At 51.9% G+C, this 15,741-nt stretch carries 16 protein-coding genes, 3 tRNA genes and 1 other RNA gene; all 20 read right to left on the bottom strand.

Features of this window, described 5'->3' with window-relative positions:
* Nucleotides 1–6: 6 nt before the first annotated feature.
* The 20 genes from B5D20_RS04945 to B5D20_RS05040 all read right to left on the bottom strand — a co-directional run bounded on the left by B5D20_RS04945 (nucleotide 7) and on the right by B5D20_RS05040 (nucleotide 15,728).
* On the bottom strand, nucleotides 7–240 hold the full coding sequence (locus B5D20_RS04945; protein WP_107754271.1) for an acyl carrier protein: 234 nt from the start codon (nucleotides 238–240) through the stop codon (nucleotides 7–9).
* A gap of 25 nt (nucleotides 241–265) precedes the next feature.
* Nucleotides 266–1,009: a 3-oxoacyl-[acyl-carrier-protein] reductase gene (fabG, locus tag B5D20_RS04950; protein ID WP_078665124.1), complete on the bottom strand. Its 744-nt coding sequence runs from the start codon at nucleotides 1,007–1,009 to the stop codon at nucleotides 266–268.
* A gap of 1 nt (nucleotide 1,010) precedes the next feature.
* Entirely contained in the window at nucleotides 1,011–1,949 is a 939-nt protein-coding gene (fabD, locus tag B5D20_RS04955; RefSeq protein WP_078665125.1) for an ACP S-malonyltransferase, read from the bottom strand.
* Nucleotides 1,946–2,893: an enoyl-[acyl-carrier-protein] reductase FabK gene (gene fabK, locus B5D20_RS04960; protein WP_078665126.1), complete on the bottom strand. Its 948-nt coding sequence runs from the start codon at nucleotides 2,891–2,893 to the stop codon at nucleotides 1,946–1,948. The genes fabD and fabK overlap by 4 nt, the downstream gene beginning before the upstream one ends.
* 21 nt (nucleotides 2,894–2,914) lie before the next feature.
* The gene (locus B5D20_RS04965; RefSeq protein ID WP_078665127.1) at nucleotides 2,915–3,910 is read right to left on the bottom strand and encodes a beta-ketoacyl-ACP synthase III; all 996 of its coding nucleotides are present in this window, start codon (nucleotides 3,908–3,910) and stop codon (nucleotides 2,915–2,917) included.
* Nucleotides 3,897–4,901, bottom strand: coding sequence for a phosphate acyltransferase PlsX (gene plsX / locus B5D20_RS04970; RefSeq protein ID WP_078665128.1), 1,005 nt, complete (start codon nucleotides 4,899–4,901; stop codon nucleotides 3,897–3,899). The genes B5D20_RS04965 and plsX overlap by 14 nt, the downstream gene beginning before the upstream one ends.
* A complete protein-coding gene (gene fapR, locus B5D20_RS04975; RefSeq protein ID WP_078665129.1) occupies nucleotides 4,885–5,466 on the bottom strand; it encodes a transcription factor FapR in 582 nt (193 codons plus the stop codon). Before fapR ends, plsX begins: the two co-directional genes overlap by 17 nt.
* 125 nt (nucleotides 5,467–5,591) lie before the next feature.
* An RNA gene (rnpB, locus tag B5D20_RS04980) (RNase P RNA component class A) lies at nucleotides 5,592–5,978 on the bottom strand.
* 54 nt (nucleotides 5,979–6,032) lie between these two features.
* Nucleotides 6,033–7,679, bottom strand: coding sequence for a nucleoside kinase (locus B5D20_RS04985; protein WP_078665130.1), 1,647 nt, complete (start codon nucleotides 7,677–7,679; stop codon nucleotides 6,033–6,035).
* Between the two features lie 30 nt (nucleotides 7,680–7,709).
* Nucleotides 7,710–8,123: a ribonuclease HI family protein gene (locus tag B5D20_RS04990; RefSeq protein ID WP_078665131.1), complete on the bottom strand. Its 414-nt coding sequence runs from the start codon at nucleotides 8,121–8,123 to the stop codon at nucleotides 7,710–7,712.
* A gap of 11 nt (nucleotides 8,124–8,134) precedes the next feature.
* Complete coding sequence (locus B5D20_RS04995; protein ID WP_078665132.1) at nucleotides 8,135–9,250, bottom strand: Nif3-like dinuclear metal center hexameric protein; 1,116 nt, start codon at nucleotides 9,248–9,250, stop codon at nucleotides 8,135–8,137.
* A complete protein-coding gene (locus tag B5D20_RS05000) occupies nucleotides 9,217–9,942 on the bottom strand; it encodes a tRNA (adenine(22)-N(1))-methyltransferase (RefSeq protein WP_078665133.1) in 726 nt (241 codons plus the stop codon). The genes B5D20_RS04995 and B5D20_RS05000 overlap by 34 nt, the downstream gene beginning before the upstream one ends.
* A gap of 4 nt (nucleotides 9,943–9,946) precedes the next feature.
* A complete protein-coding gene (locus tag B5D20_RS05005; protein ID WP_242946601.1) occupies nucleotides 9,947–10,552 on the bottom strand; it encodes a DedA family protein in 606 nt (201 codons plus the stop codon).
* A gap of 56 nt (nucleotides 10,553–10,608) precedes the next feature.
* On the bottom strand, nucleotides 10,609–11,247 hold the full coding sequence (locus tag B5D20_RS05010; RefSeq protein ID WP_159071836.1) for an HAD family hydrolase: 639 nt from the start codon (nucleotides 11,245–11,247) through the stop codon (nucleotides 10,609–10,611).
* Nucleotides 11,248–11,308: 61 nt separating this feature from the next.
* Nucleotides 11,309–11,385, bottom strand: a tRNA-Val gene (locus B5D20_RS05015).
* Nucleotides 11,386–11,401: 16 nt separating this feature from the next.
* Nucleotides 11,402–11,477: transfer RNA gene (locus B5D20_RS05020), tRNA-Ile, on the bottom strand.
* 5 nt (nucleotides 11,478–11,482) lie between these two features.
* Nucleotides 11,483–11,557: transfer RNA gene (locus B5D20_RS05025), tRNA-Asn, on the bottom strand.
* Nucleotides 11,558–11,622: 65 nt separating this feature from the next.
* A complete protein-coding gene (gene rpoD / locus B5D20_RS05030) occupies nucleotides 11,623–12,732 on the bottom strand; it encodes an RNA polymerase sigma factor RpoD (RefSeq protein WP_375804187.1) in 1,110 nt (369 codons plus the stop codon).
* 35 nt (nucleotides 12,733–12,767) lie between these two features.
* On the bottom strand, nucleotides 12,768–14,543 hold the full coding sequence (gene dnaG / locus B5D20_RS05035; protein ID WP_159071835.1) for a DNA primase: 1,776 nt from the start codon (nucleotides 14,541–14,543) through the stop codon (nucleotides 12,768–12,770).
* A 150-nt stretch (nucleotides 14,544–14,693) separates the two neighbouring features.
* On the bottom strand, nucleotides 14,694–15,728 hold the full coding sequence (locus tag B5D20_RS05040; protein WP_078665137.1) for a deoxyguanosinetriphosphate triphosphohydrolase: 1,035 nt from the start codon (nucleotides 15,726–15,728) through the stop codon (nucleotides 14,694–14,696).
* Nucleotides 15,729–15,741: the final 13 nt, after the last annotated feature.

A 15,741-nucleotide genomic window follows, 5' to 3' on the forward strand; every position in this document is an offset into this window, starting at 1 on the left:
GCACCACTACTGGCGCTCATTGATGTAGTTTACAGCATCACCAACAGTGCGGATTTTTTCCGCATCTTCATCAGGAATTTCCAGTCCGAATTCCTCTTCAAAGGCCATGACCAGCTCTACGATGTCCAGAGAGTCAGCTCCCAGGTCATCGATAAAAGCTGCTTCCATGGTTACTTCCTCTTCTTCGACACCCAGCTGTTCCACGATAATTTTCTTTACTCTGTCAAATACGCTTGCCATCGCTTCCATTCACCTCCTTCCCCAACTACATGACCATGCCGCCATCTACATTTATAACCTGACCGGTGATGTAACTGGCCGCCGGTCCAGCCAGGAATAAGGCTACAGCGGCTACATCTTCCGGTTGACCCAGCCGTTCCAGGGGTATCTGAGCCAGCAGCTCTTCCCTGACCTTTTCCCCCAGCACCCCGGTCATATCCGTCTGGATAAACCCAGGAGCAATAGCATTACAGGTAATTCCCCTGCTGCCCACTTCCCTGGCCACCGATTTGGTAAAGCCGATAATCCCTGCCTTGGCAGCTGCGTAATTGGCCTGGCCTGCATTACCTGTCAGGCCGATCACTGAAGTAATATTGATGATACGGCCAGAACGCTGTTTCATCATCGGCTTTAGAACCGCCTTGGTGCAGAGGAAGACCCCGGTCAGGTTGATATCAATTACCCGCTGCCAGTCTTCTCGTTTCATCCGCAAAAGCAGACCATCTCTGGTTATCCCGGCATTATTGACCAGGATATCGATGCGTCCAAAATCTGAAAGCACCTGGTTCACCATGTTTTCTACCTGTTCAGGCTGGGAGACATCGGCCTGTACCGCCCGGGCCCGACGGCCCATGGCCTTGATTTCATTCACTACTGCTTGCGCAGCATCTGCACTGCCGGAATAATTCACCACCACATCAGCTCCGGCCTGGGCAAAAGCCAGAGCGATGGCGCGCCCAATGCCCCGGGAGGCACCGGTTACCAGGGCAACTTTGTTTTCCAGCACCATTTTATCCAACCTCCCGCAACTCTGCAAGGGTGCGCTGGAAAGATTCTGCATCTTCCACGGCAAACACCCTGACCCCTTTATTTATTTTCTTAATCAATCCGCTTAAAACTTTTCCAGCTCCTACCTCAACGAATATATCCACTCCAGCTGCCACCATGGTCTGGATGCAATCTTCCCAGAGTACGGATTTTTGCACCTGTAACAATAAGGATTGTTTCAGCATTTTGGGATCTGTCAAGATCCGCCCGGAAACGTTGACCACTACCGGCACCTGCGGTGGATAAAACTCTACCTCATCCAGAGCAGGAGCCAGGCCCCTGGCAGCCGGTAACATCAGGCTGGAGTGAAAAGGTCCGCTGACATTTAAAGTCACCACCCGTTTGGCCCCTCTGGCTTTGGCCAGCTCCATAGCCTTTTCTAGAGCCGCCTTTTCCCCGGCAATTACAATCTGCCCGGGGCAATTGAAGTTAGCAGGTTCAACTACTCCCAGGGTTTCAGCTTCCCGGCAGACAGCTACTACCTGTTCCCTCTCCAGGCCCAGGATCGCTGCCATTCCGGCGGTTCCCGGAGGTGCTGCTTCCTGCATCAGTTCCCCGCGCCGCCGCACCAGCCGTAGAGCATCAGCAAAGGACAGCACTTCTGCTGCTACTAGAGCTGAATATTCTCCCAGACTGTGTCCAGCTACCATTGCTGGTTGAATCCCTGCATTGGCCAGTACCCTTAATGCAGCTACACTGACTGTGAGCAAAGCCGGCTGGGTGTTGGCTGTTCTTACCAGTTCCGTTTCCGGACCGTTAAAGCAGAGTTCGGAAAGCTTAAAGCCCAGGACTGCATCAGCTTCCTGAAAGACAGCTGCTGCTTCCGGATAAGTCTCAGCCAGGTTTTTGCCCATTCCTACATACTGGGAACCCTGGCCCGGGAAGACAAAAGCTAGTTTCATCCTCCCAACCCCCTCAGCCGGCTGTGGACAGCTTCAGCTTCCTGCACAATCTCCCGGATGATTTCAGCAGCAGGTTGAATTTTCTTGACCATCGCTGCTACTTGCCCGGCCATCAGGGAGCCATATTCCACATCTCCGTCAATCATGGCCGCCCGCATTTTGCCTACTCCCAGTTTTTCAATCTCTTCCGGCGGGGCACAGCGCTTTTCCATTTCCTCAAACTGACGAGCCAGCTTATTCTTGATTACCCGGACCGGATGCCCGGTGCTACGCCCGGTAACTACTGTATCCCGGTCTTTAGCCTTAAGGATTTGTTCTTTAACTGCGGGATGGATGGTACATTCACTGGCACACATAAATCTGGTTCCCATTTGTACCCCGACAGCTCCTAAGGCCAGAGCCGCCAGAAATTGCCGTCCATCAGCAATACCGCCAGCAGCTATTACCGGTACCCTGACTGCATCTACCACCTGGGGTACCAGAGCCATGGTCGTCAATTCTCCCACATGTCCGCCGGACTCCGTACCTTCGGCGATGATGGCATCCACCCCCTGGCGTTCCAGGCGCTGGGCCAGGGCCACTGAGGCCACCACCGGAATCACTCTGATCCCGGCTTCTCTCAGAGCTGGCATGTAAACCCCGGGATTTCCCGCTCCGGTAGTCACCACTGCCACTTTTTCCCGGACAATAACCTCCATCACCTCTTTGACATGAGGGGACATGAGCATCACATTGACACCAAAAGGTTTACTGGTTCTTTCTTTAACCTGGCGAATCTGGTCCTGAACCCACTCCGCCGGAGCATGGCCGGAGCCGATAATTCCCAGTCCACCGGCTTCGGAAACAGCGGCTGCCAGTTCGGCAGTAGCCACCCAGGCCATACCTCCCTGGAAAATGGGATATTCAATTCCCAGTAAATCACATAAGGGAGTTTTGAATAACATTCTTTTCCCTCCTCTCCCGTTTTAACCCCAGCGCAGGGTGATCGCTCCCCAGGTCAGTCCAGCGCCAAAACCGACCAGAACCACATAGTCGCCTGAAGAAATTTTCCCTGCTGCTACCGCCTCTTGCAGTGCCAGGCCAATGGAAGCTGCTGATGTGTTACCATAGCGATCAACATTAACATGAACTTTTTCCATAGGTAATTCCAGGCGTTTAGCAGCAGCTTCAATAATGCGGATATTGGCCTGATGGGGTATAAAATAATCTATATCGGCATAAGTTAGGCCTGCTTTGCGAATAGCCGCATCTGCTGCATCTCCCATAATGCGCACTGCAAATTTAAAAACTTCCCGGCCATTCATATAAATCTTGTTGAGTCGCTGAGCCAGTACCTCCGGAGTAATGGGCTGGCGGCTTCCGCCTGCCGGCATATACAGCAATTCAGCCCCGCCGCCATCAGCCCCCAGTTCGAAGGATAAGAACCCATAACCGGGCTGTGCAGGGGTCAGCACTGCCGCTCCGGCCCCATCACCAAACAACACACAGGTATTGCGGTCAGTCCAATCTATGATCCGGGACAGTACTTCTGCCCCAATCACCAGCACATTCCGGTAAAGACCGGTCTCAATAAACTGGGCTCCTACCGTTAAAGCGTAGATAAAGCCGGTACATCCCGCCGATAAGTCCATGGCTGCTGCACGGCTGGCCCCCAGGGCAGCTTGCACCAAACAAGCTGTAGCTGGAAAGGGATAGTCAGGGGTCACAGTGGCCACCAGAATAAGGTCCAGTTCATCCGGGGAAAGCCGGGCCTGGGCCAGGGCCTCCCGGGCTGCCTCGATGGCCAGATGGGAAGTGGCCATCTGCTCAGGGGCAATCCGCCGTTCCTTTATCCCTGTTCGGGTCTGAATCCATTCATCATTAGTATCCACCATTTTCTCCAGATCGAAATTGGTCAAGATCTGTTCCGGCACAGCAGCACCGATGCCGGCAATGGTAGCTCTCAGTTTATTTTCCCTCATCGTACTCATCTCCTAAACGGCTAATAATTTCTGTTACTTGTTGCTCAACACAACGCGCTGCTACTTTGATAGCATTTTTAATCGCCCGGGCATCAGAACTGCCGTGACTGATGATAGTTATTCCCTGTAAGCCCAGTAATGGGGCACCACCATATTCCCGGTAATCCATTTTTTCCTTCAGGGCAGTAAAAGCTGGCTTCATCAGTAATCCACCCACCTGGGCCAGGATGGACTGCGCAGCTGCTTCTTTAATCATACCCAGCAAAGCTCTGGCTAATCCCTCTGCTAGTTTCAATACTACGTTACCGGTAAAACCATCACAGACAACGACATCAGCCACTCCCATGGGCAGGTCGCGCCCTTCCACATTGCCTATAAAATTTAGTCCTGACTGCTGTTTCAGTAACTGGTAGGCTTCCTGCACTACCGGAGTCCCTTTGCTCTCTTCCTCCCCGATATTCAACAAACCCACTCTGGGATTAGGGATAGCCAGGATTTTTTCTGCATATATACTGCCCATCCAGGCAAACTGCAACAGATTACTGGCATCTACTTCGGCGTTAGCCCCTACATCCAGCACCAGACAGCGGCCCGTCAGGGTCGGCATGACTGTGGCAATAGCCGGCCGGTTAATCCCCTTAATACGACCATAGCCCAGCAAACTAGCAGCCATGGCGGCACCGGTATTACCGGCAGATACAAAGGCTGCCCCCTTTCCTTCTTTCACCAGTTTCACGCCAACAACCAGTGAGGAATTGCGTTTTTTCCGGACTGCCTGGCCGGGATGTTCATCCATCCCGATTACCTCCGGTGCATCCACAATTTCAATCATCAGTCCATCCCCACCGGCAGCCGTTATTTCCTCCCGCAGCTGTTCAGCCGGACCTACCAGAATTATACCCAGATTGAGCTCCCGGCACGCAGCCACTGCCCCTTTTACTATTTCCCGGGGAGCATGATCCCCGCCCATTGCATCAACTACGATTTTCATTAGCATCATCCTCCAGGGCAAATACAACAAACAGGCCTTTTAAAACATCCTGGCCTTTAACCGAAGATGTTACCTGAATATAATAGCGGTTTTGCTTGATTTTTACTACTTCGGCCCGGGCGATAACCCGCTCGCCCAGCCGGACAGGGCGCAGGAAAGAAACCCGGACAGTCCCGGTTAGAGCCAGCGGCGCATCCACCAGCGCTACGGCCAGGGAGTTAGCCTGGGCGAAGAGCAGATGGCCCCGGGCAATCCCGGTACGGCTGAAAACCATGTTGCTCTCAATAGTCAGGAGGGATAGTCCCTTTTTACCCAGTTCCAGCTCGATCAGCTCCCCGACTAGATCCGTGTCTGCCAGCGCCTTGAGTTTGCTCCATTGTCCTTCTGCCAGTTGTTTCATGCGTTCCCTTACTTCCGGGATACCCAGTTCCAGCCGATCCAGGCGGATGGTCTGAACCGACACCCCAAAGAGCTGGGCCAGTTCCTCATCGGTACTGAAGGGTGAATGCCGAATATGTTCTGCCAGTAACTGCTGACGTTCATCTTTTTTCAAAGGTCTTTCCATCAATAAGCACCTTCTCTTATTACCTGGTACTAATAGTAGTATATATAATCTTCTCAAAATATGCAAGTCATTATAAAAAACAAGAGACCAATCCACTCCGGATTGGTCTCTAAGTTTCATTTTGGATTGCGAGTAAACCTGTAAGCCGAGTTCTGTCGAGGATGGTCATCTATCTGGGACGACTGTTGCCAGCCGCCTCTAGCAACCTACCCGGGAGCAGGCCGGGCCAGCCTTCACGCTCCCCTATTCGGTCTTGCTCCGAGTGGGGTTTACCGAGCCGGTTAGTCGCCTAACCGCTGGTGAGCTCTTACCTCACCTTTCCACCCTTACCTGGCTCATGGGCTCCGGCCTCGAGGACTCCGGCCTCTATTCAGCCAGGCGGTTTGTTTCTGTGGCACTATCCTTGGAGTCGCCTCCACCGGACGTTATCCGGCACTCTGCCCTATGGAGCTCGGACTTTCCTCAGGAATCCGCCTTTCGGCCTTTATTCCCGCGACCATCCGGTTTACTCGCATAAGAAATAATACCATGAACGATAGTTCTTTGACAAGAAAAACTATTAACCATTAGTGGTAAAAACAGCATCCACCGATAAATTCCCGCAAAACACTATTGTTTGGAACTACATCTGCCGGTGCTGCCAGGAAATAACGTAAAAACTCCAGCAAACGTACTGCCTCACTGTATTCTGCCTGGTCAGGAGTGATCTGCTTCAAAAGAGGTTCAGCCAGATTCTTCAGCACTGCCAGCTCATACACCAGACCGGAATTGAAAACGAAATCTGCTTCTTCCTGAAAGGGGAAAATATTGCGCTCTTCCCCCCGCCGCACTGCGGGCCACATGGCAATGGTTCTGGCCGCCGGACTACCCCGGAACTGGGCATCGCGGCAAATGCGGCGCAGCAAGCGGATATCCGAGGAATGGATTTGATTGGTTTTGTCAATATTGACATGGGTTAAAGCACTCACATAGATCTTAATTTTCTGAGAGGATGGCACCTGAGCCGTCAGCCGCTCATTCAAACCATGAATACCTTCGATGATTAGAACCTGACGGGGTTTTAGCTGCAGTTTGTTCCCGGTCCACTCTCTGCGGCCTGTAACAAAATTGAATCTGGGAATTTCCACTTCCTCACCAGCCAGCAGCTGGACCAGATGCTGATTAAAGAGGGGCAAATCCAGGGCATCTATGCTCTCGAAATCATAATTTCCATTTTCGTCCTTCGGTGTATCTTCTCTATTGACAAAATAATCATCCAGGGAGATGGCCAGGGGTTTGATGCCACTGGCCAGCAACTGAATACGCAGGCGCTGGGTAAAGGTGGTCTTGCCTGAAGAAGAGGGCCCGGCCACCAGTACCAGCTGGGCCTGTTCACAGCAGGCACTAATAGCCTCCGCAATTTCGCTGATTTTCTTTTCATGTCTGGCTTCTGCCACCAGAACGAGGTCGGCAAACTGCCCGGAACCAATGATTTTATTGATATCTTCCACATTATGTAAGTCCAGGTTGCGAATCCAGTCTTTGCTTTCATCATAAACCAGAGCCAGTTTTTTCTGTTCGTAAAAGGGCACCACCTGGAAGGGGTTTTGTTTATCAGGTAACTGTAAGACAAACCCCTCCAGATAGGGTCTGAGGCCAAAAACGGTTAAATAGCCGGTGCTGGGCACCAGAAAACCGGTAAAATAATCATAGATCTCTCCAAACCTGGCTAATTCCACCTCACCTCTAACACGATTCCGTAAAATCCGGGCTTTATCAGTGTGCCCCTGCTGTAATAAAATCTGATAAGCGTCTTTTTTACTGCCTTTCCAGGTGGTAAAAGGCAAGTCGGCAGCGACCAGTTCCCGCATTCTTTTTTCCAGAGCCAGCGCTGCATCTTCGAGGTCAAGGGGGCAGGCGGGCCGGAATTCACAATAGACCCCGGCACCCAGGGAATGTTCGATGCTGATCTGGCACTCGGGAAATAACTGTTTGGCAGCAATGGTTAACAAAAAATAAAGACTGCGGCGGTAAATGCGCAAACCTTCATCAGAAGTTAAATCTACGAATTCGATTTTATCCTGCTCCGGGTCAATTTCCGCTGTCAGGGGTTTTAGTAAATTATTGACTTTGGCTGCTACAATAGGGGAACGAGGGATAATATGCTGTTGTTTTAGATAATCAGCAACTGTGATAGTTGTTGCCAGCCCCTGTTTTAATTCCGCTTGTGCCATTGGTTTTCCTCCCCCGGTTTCTCTGGTTTCTCAAGCTTCAAAACTCGCCTGCCTGTCCATGGCCTGGTTGGCCAGAGCATCGGCCCGCTGGTTCTGTTCTCTCGGTATGTGCTGGTAAGTGACCTGGCGAAAATTTCGGGCCAGCTCCTTAACCCGGGCAAAGAGAGGTTTTAAACCCTCATTTTTAACCTTATAGATTCCTTTCAGCTGACGAATCATCAGTTCACTATCAGCCTTCACCACCAGCTCAGTCACCCCCAGGGCCTGAGCTGCTGCCAGTCCCTTGATCAAAGCCGTATATTCAGCTACATTATTGGTTGCCAGCCCGAGAAAATGACAGCCTTCGGTCAGCACCTCTCCCTCCGGGTTTAGCAGTACCCAGCCGCAACCCGCTGGACCGGGATTGCCCCGGGAGCCACCATCGGTAAACAGAATTGCCTTCATGACTAAGCCTCCTATATTTCCTGCCAGGGTTCCTTTTCCCTGGTGGACTGAATGATTTCTACAATCGCCCCGGCGCCGGCGGCCTTCTGCTGTAATTCCCGTACCCAGTAGGGTAGATAGAAGGCTTCAGTGGCAAAATGCCCGGCATCGATAAAACTCAACCCCATCTGCAGCATGTCCTGAGCCTCATGGTACTTGACATCTCCAGTGAGTAAAACATCAGCTCCCTGCATTTTTGCCCGGGCTGCCAGAGAAGCCCCTGAGCCGCTGCAGAGGGCGACTTTTTTCACGGTTTGCTCTGGACTACCACCTAACCGCAGGCGGGCAACCGACACAATTTCCTTGATTCTGGCTGCCAGCTGAGCCAGGGTCAGGGGCTGGGGTAAAAGTCCAATTCGCCCCAGTCCCAGAGCCGGGCCCTCATTGAGGAGAGGATAAAGATCATAGGCCACTTCCTCATAGGGATGAACCTTCAGCATGGCCTGCAAAACCCGTTTCAGTTTGCTTTTGGGACAAATGGTTTCCAGCCGGTATTCCTCTGCCCGTTCCAGTTGCCCTACCTGTCCCAGATAAGGATTTGTGCCAGTTAATGGTAAAAAAGTTCCGGTACCCTGGGTTTGAAAAGTGCAATGGGAATAGTTGCCGATATGACCAGCTCCGGCTTCTGCCATCGCCAGCCGCACTGCTTCCTCATGGCCAGCCGGTACAAACACCACAATTTTAATATACTCTTCCCTCCAGCCGGGTTCCAGCACCTGAATATCCTGCAAGTTCAGGGCCCGGGCCAAAGTGGCATTTATCCCCTTTTCAGCACTATCCAGGTTGGTATGGGCACTATAAACAGCAATGTTATTTTGAATCAAACGAGCCAGCAACCGGCCAGTCGCCGTATCAAAGCGAAGATTTTTCAAAGGTTTGAAAATCAAAGGGTGATGGGTTACCAGTAACCCGGCTCCTTGCTCAATAGCCTCTTCTGCTACGGCCGGTGTGCAATCAAGGGCCACCAGCACTTTATCTGTTTCAGCCCCTGGATCCCCTAACATTAAGCCCACATTATCCCATTCCGCCGCCAATTTGCGGGGAGCCAGTTCTTCTATCCAGCTGATGATTTGCCCGATTTTAGCCATGCTTCCACCTCCCCCAATTGTTCGAGGAATTTTTCCATTTCCCTGCTTCTGGCCAGCACCTTTGGACTGTGAGTTTGTCCCAGGGCAGTCAGTACCTTGCGGGTCTCATTTTTCAGCTTCTCCAGATAAGGGAGTAAAAGGGGATGTTTGCGGGCCAAGAGCGCCGGCCCAAAGACTCTGGTAATCCGGGATGAAAAAGGCTGCGGCCAGTGTTTTTCCTGGCGCCCATATTTAATAATTTGATAAAACTTGCCCTCTTCCTGCAACAACTCTTCATCCAGAACAAACCAGCCCCAGGCTGCCAGTTGTTCCCGTACCAGGGGAATATCCGTCATCGGCTGCAAAATCAGGTAACTACAGGCTTCCCGCACCATCGCACCGGCAGTCAAAATCTGAATCATCGTCTGGCCGCCCATGCCAGCGATAATAATCCCATCTGCTTCACCCGGACGGAGAATGGTTAAACCATCGCCCAAACGCACAGAGATACGGTCCTGTAAGCCAGCCTTAATCACTCTCTCCATTGCCAGTTGATATGGTCCCCGGTGTACATCACCGGCTATTGCCCGGGGGCAATGATCCGCTGCCACCAGCGCGATGGGTAAATAGGCATGATCGGTACCGATGTCGGCCGGAACCGACCCAGCCGGTACCATTCTGGCAATGGCCTCTAACCGTCGGGAAAGCTCCATTTTGCTACCTCCGCCGTTGTTTTTTCTGCCATAAATACAAGAGCGCTATTACCAGCAGGGCTGTACCTAAAAGGAAATAATTGGCGGTATGAAGATAAGCTGTCAGCTTATCCCAGTTTTCTCCCAGCAGATAGCCCAGATAAGCTAAAAAATAGGACCAGGGCAAAACTCCTAGCAGAGAATAAAGAGTAAAGCGCAGAAAATCCATCCTGGCTATCCCTGCCGGCAATGAAATAAAAGTCCGAATACCAGGCAATAAACGGGTAACAAACACCGTTATTTCTCCCTTTTCCTCAAACCAGCGATCAGCCAGTTGCAAATGATGGCGGGAAATCAGCAGATATTTGCCGTATTTCTCGATAAACGCACGGCCCCCAAAACGTCCTGCCAGATAGGCCAGCCAGGAGCCAACCACATTGGCCAGTGCCCCCAGTAGCCCTACCCACCAGAAGTTGAGTTGTCCCCGGGCCGCCAGTAAGCCCCCAAAGGGCATGATAATCTCACTGGGTATGGGTATACAGGCACTCTCCAGCACCATTCCAATGAATACTGCCAGATAGCCATAACGGGCCACTTCCTCCATAACCCAGTTAGTAAACGTTTGCCACACTTCCTCTCACACCCTTTCTCATACCAAGTATATCACACTCTCCGGCGAGAGGCCAATCACAGCAGCAACTGGCGTAACTCCGTCACCGAAGCAGCCAGAAAGTCAGGCCTAGCCGCTGTCAGCTCTGCCACACTACCATAACCGTATGTAACTGCAATGACTTTAATACCATTTTCCCGGGCCCCAATCACATCATGCTCCCGATCCCCCACCATCAACACCTGGTCCCGTTCAACTGCAAACAGTCCCAGCGCGTCACGAATCACTTCACCCTTATTGACCCGGCTGCCATCCAGATGACTGCCTACAATCGCAGCAAAATACTGGTCTAGCTGAAAATGAGCCAGTATTTTTTCTGCAAAAAGGGTAGGCTTGGAAGTGGCTACTGCCAGGCGACGGCCACTCCTGGTTAACCCGGCCAGTAATTCCGGCACACCGGCATAAACCCGGTTTTCATACATACCCCGTTCCCGGAAATATTCCCTGTAAAACGTCACCGCCTGGTCTACTTCCGCTTCACTTAAGCCGTAGAATTTCTGAAAAGATTGTCGCAAAGGCGGCCCTACAAAGGCTACCAGCCGCTCCGGCTCTTTTTCTTCTATCCCCAGTTTGGCTAAAGCATATTGAACTGAGTTAATGATTCCCGGATGGGATTCCGTCAAAGTCCCATCCAGATCAAACAAAACTAACTTCACTTCGATCTCCTCCCTGATAATAGCAAAAGAGCCAGGCCTTAGCCTGGCTTGTAATCTATGCTGGTGGGCGATACAGGACTCGAACCTGTGACCTCTTGCATGTGAGGCAAGCGCTCTAACCAACTGAGCTAATCGCCCTCTCCTGACTGGATAGTGGTGGGCCCAGCTGGACTCGAACCAGCGACCGACCGGTTATGAGCCGGTTGCTCTACCAACTGAGCTATAGGCCCAGCAATGGCTCCCCGAGCAGGACTCGAACCTGCAACCTACCGGTTAACAGCCGGGCGCTCTACCATTGAGCTATCGGGGAATGCCGCGACATTAGATATTATAAGGCAAATGCCGCTTCTGGTCAAGGCCTTTTTTGCCGAGATTTTATTCCAAAAAGTCTTTCAACTTTTTACTGCGGCTGGGATGGCGCAGTTTGCGCAAAGCCTTGGCCTCAATCTGGCGAATCCGTTCCCTGGTCACCCCGAATTCCTGACCCACTTCCTCTAAAGTCCTGGCCCGACCGTCTTCCAGGCCAAAACGCAAGCGCAGGACCTTTTCTTCCCGGGGGGTAAGAGTGCTCAGCACTTCCTCCAGCTGCTCCTTCAGCAGATGATAACTGGCTGCTTCCGCCGGTGCCGGAGCATCTTCATCTTCGATGAAATCTCCCAGATGGCTGTCTTCTTCTTCCCCGATGGGGGTTTCCAGGGACACCGGTTCCTGGGCGATTTTCATAATTTCCCGCACTTTTTCTACCGGTACATCCATAGCCTCGGCAATCTCTTCAGGTGAAGGCTCGCGCCCCAGTTCCTGCAAGAGCTGGCGGGAAACGCGAATCAGCTTGTTGATAGTTTCCACCATATGCACCGGAATCCGGATGGTACGAGCCTGATCTGCAATGGCCCGGGTGATAGCCTGACGAATCCACCAGGTGGCATAGGTACTGAATTTGTAGCCTTTGCGGTAGTCAAATTTTTCTACCGCCTTGATCAAACCCAGATTCCCCTCCTGGATCAGATCCAGGAACAGCATGCCTCGCCCCACATAGCGTTTGGCAATACTGACCACCAGGCGCAAGTTGGCTTCCGCCAGCCGGCGTTTAGCCTCTTCATCTCCCTGTTCCATGCGTTTAGCCAGCTCAATTTCCTCTTCCGGGGTCAACAAGGGCACCCGCCCGATTTCCTTCAAGTACATGCGAACCGGATCATCAATCCCGATACCTTCCGGTATATCCAGGTTCAGTTCATCTTCCAGGTTTTCGGTGAGAGGAAATTCATCATCTACAGGGGGCAAATCATCAGCCGGCAGCATGTCCACTTCCCCGGTTTCCGGCACCACTTCAATGCCCATCCCTGCCAGTGTTTCATAGACTTCATCGATCTGTTCCGGGGTTAATTCCACACCCTGGAGGGTGTCCATGATTTCGCCATAGGTCAAGAGGCCCCGTTTTTTGCCTTTGTCGATCAGTTTCTTGAGTTCTTCCTTGAGGGCGTTCATGTCTTTGCTATTTTGTTGTTCTTCGTTTTTTGCCATCAAGCTCCCCCCCTTTCCAGGGTGCTAGAATTATTCTGCAACCGGGTCAAACGGCTGGCCAGCTCCTTTACAGTCTGAAAATCCCGCCGTTCTTCCGCAGCCTTAATCTGTTTCAAAATCTCTTCCCGCTCTCTTTGTAGCCTTCCCTTCACCAGGGTTTGTATGCAATCCTGCAAGGTGGCTTCAGCCTGTTCCAGGGGCACTGGCAGAGTCAACAGTCGAGCAGTTACCGGGCCCAGTTCCACATCACTTTGCGGCAGGGCTCCTGTCTCCTGCCAGACCTGCATTGCCCTGGTCAGCTGTTCATCCCGCCAGGGTTTCTCCCCCAGACTGGCTTGCACTCGCGGCCACCAGTGGGGATATTCCACCACCAGGCGGGCCAGCCACCATTCTGCTTTGGTTAACCCATCCAGAATCGGATGGTTTGGCGAATTCTGGCTTACATTATCAATAGTATGCCTATTTTTTACAATTTTATCCCTCTGGCGCAAGAAAAGTCGCAATTCGCTTTCAATGGTCTCCCAGGACAGGTTGAGTTCCTGGCCCAGGCGTCGGATATATTCTTCCCGGCGCAAATGGTCACGAGTTGCGGCCAGACTGGGTATAATCAGCTGCAAGGTCTGCCTTTTGCCCGTAAGTGTGCTAAGGTCATAGCTCTCAGCACAGAGTTTGAGCTTAAAGTCCAGCAAATCCAGAGTTGTAGCCAGTAATTCCCTGAATTCTTCCACTGTATGTTTTTGCAAATATTCATCCGGGTCTTTCCCATCCGGCAAAACCAGTACCCGCACTTCCAGCCCCAGGCCCAGCAACAGGTCCAGGGAACGCAGAGCTGCCTTCTGTCCGGCCGGGTCAGCATCAAAGGCGATCACCACCCGGTCGGTATAGCGGCGCAACAGCTTGCCATGGGCTTCTGTCAAAGCTGTCCCCAGGGGAGCAACCACATTGGTAATACCTCGCTGATGGAGAGAAAGCACATCCAGATAACCTTCCACAACAATAGCCAGATTCTGGTCCCGGATTGCTTGCTGGGCTTGAAAGAGCCCATAGAGATTACTGCTCTTATCAAAAACAGGAGTTTCCGGAGTATTGAGGTATTTCGGCTGCCCCTCACCCAGGATGCGGCCACCAAAGGCAATAATTCTACCCCGGGTGTCGAAAATGGGAAATATAAGGCGGTGGCGAAAAAGGTCCAGATACTGGCCGGTATAACTGCCAGTGCGGCTCAACCCCCATTTCACCAGCACCCTGGGATCATAACCCCTTTTGCGGAAGGCTCTGGTCAGGTGGTCCCACTCCGGGCCGGCATAGCCCAGGGCAAATTTCTGTACAGTTTCCTGGTTTAAACCGCGCCGGACAATGTACTGTCTGGCCTCCTGACCTTCCGGCCTTTCCAGGCGCCAGCTAAAATATCTTGCTGCCAGCTGGTTGAGCTCATACCCTTCTGTCTTCTGACCCAGTTCCCTGGTCTCTCCCTCCATCACGGGCAGAGGCAATCCCGCCCGTTCTGCCAGCCGTTCCACCGCTTCCGGGAAAGTCAGGCGCTGGCTATCCATCAAAAAACGGATTACATCTCCTCCAGCCTGACAGCCAAAACAATAAAACATCTGCTTTTCCGGTGAAACGAAGAAAGAAGGAGTCTTTTCCTGATGAAAAGGGCAAAGTCCCACATATTCCCGCCCCTGGCGTTTCAGCAGGACATGTTCACTGATGACCTCTACTATATCATTGGCTGAGCGCACTTGCTCTATGAATTGGGGTGAAAGGAATCCTCCCACCAGCCTCACCTGCTTTAAAATTAGGATAAAAATAGAGTTCGCCATTAATAACAGATTTCCTGCTGCTTGTCAAGAGGCAATTTTAAGAGGTCAGACAATTTACTGTATATTCGCCTTAACAAGACAAATTCCTGCTTTATTCGAAAAAATTTATTGAAAAAGGGGAAACCCCCTGGGAACAAACAAGTCGGTATATTTTTTGATGGCATAACGATCGGTCATGCCGGCCACATAATCTACCACAGCCCGGGCCCGGTTCTCCTCCTCACTGCGACCCTGACTTTCCCCTTCCTGCCGGGCGATGGTCAAAAATTCAGCCGGAACCTGCTCCGGATGCTCGACATAATAACTGTAAAGCTCCTGCACTATGTTTTTGGCCTTCTCCTCTTCGGCTTTAGCCTGAGAACCCACATAAACCCGTTCAAAAAGAAAAGACCGCAAAGCCATGGTCGCTTCCCAGATTTCCGGACTCATCCTGATGCGCGGCTGCTGCCGGCTGGCTTCAATCATGTCCCTGACCATGATGTTTATACGCTCGGAGTGTTTTCGACCCAGCACTGTCAGCAAATCCCGGGGCAAATCATCCAGTTCCAGAACCCCGCCCCGGATGGCATCATCAATATCATGGTTGATATAGGCAATTCTGTCTGCAATTTTAACAATTTGCCCCTCGAGGGTAGCAGGATCCTGGTCACCGGTATGGTGGAGAATACCATCCCGCACTTCCCAGGTCAAATTCAGACCCGCTCCTCCGCCTTCTATTTTGTCCACGATCCGCAAACTTTGTTCATTATGGGCAAACCCGGGCAGGTAGACTTCCTGCAAAGCCTCTTCCCCAGCATGACCAAAAGCAGTATGGCCCAGGTCATGGCCCAGGGCAATAGCTTCCGTCAGATCTTCGTTCAAGCGCAGGGCCCGGGCAATAGTGCGGGCGATTTGCGCTACTTCCAGGGTATGGGTCAACCGGGTACGGTAATGATCTCCTTCAGGAGCAATAAACACCTGGGTTTTATGTTTTAAACGGCGAAAAGCCTTGGAATGCAAGATCCTGTCCCGGTCCCGCTGAAAGGCGGTGCGGACATCACACTCTTTTTCCTCCCGCTGCCGGCCACGGCTAAGGCTGCTGCGAGCAGCAAACGGGGAAAGGTGTTCTTCCTCCCATAGTTCTGTTTCTCTTCTGATCATATTCTCACCTCAA

Source organism: Carboxydocella sporoproducens DSM 16521, assembly GCF_900167165.1.
Taxonomy (GTDB): Bacteria; Bacillota.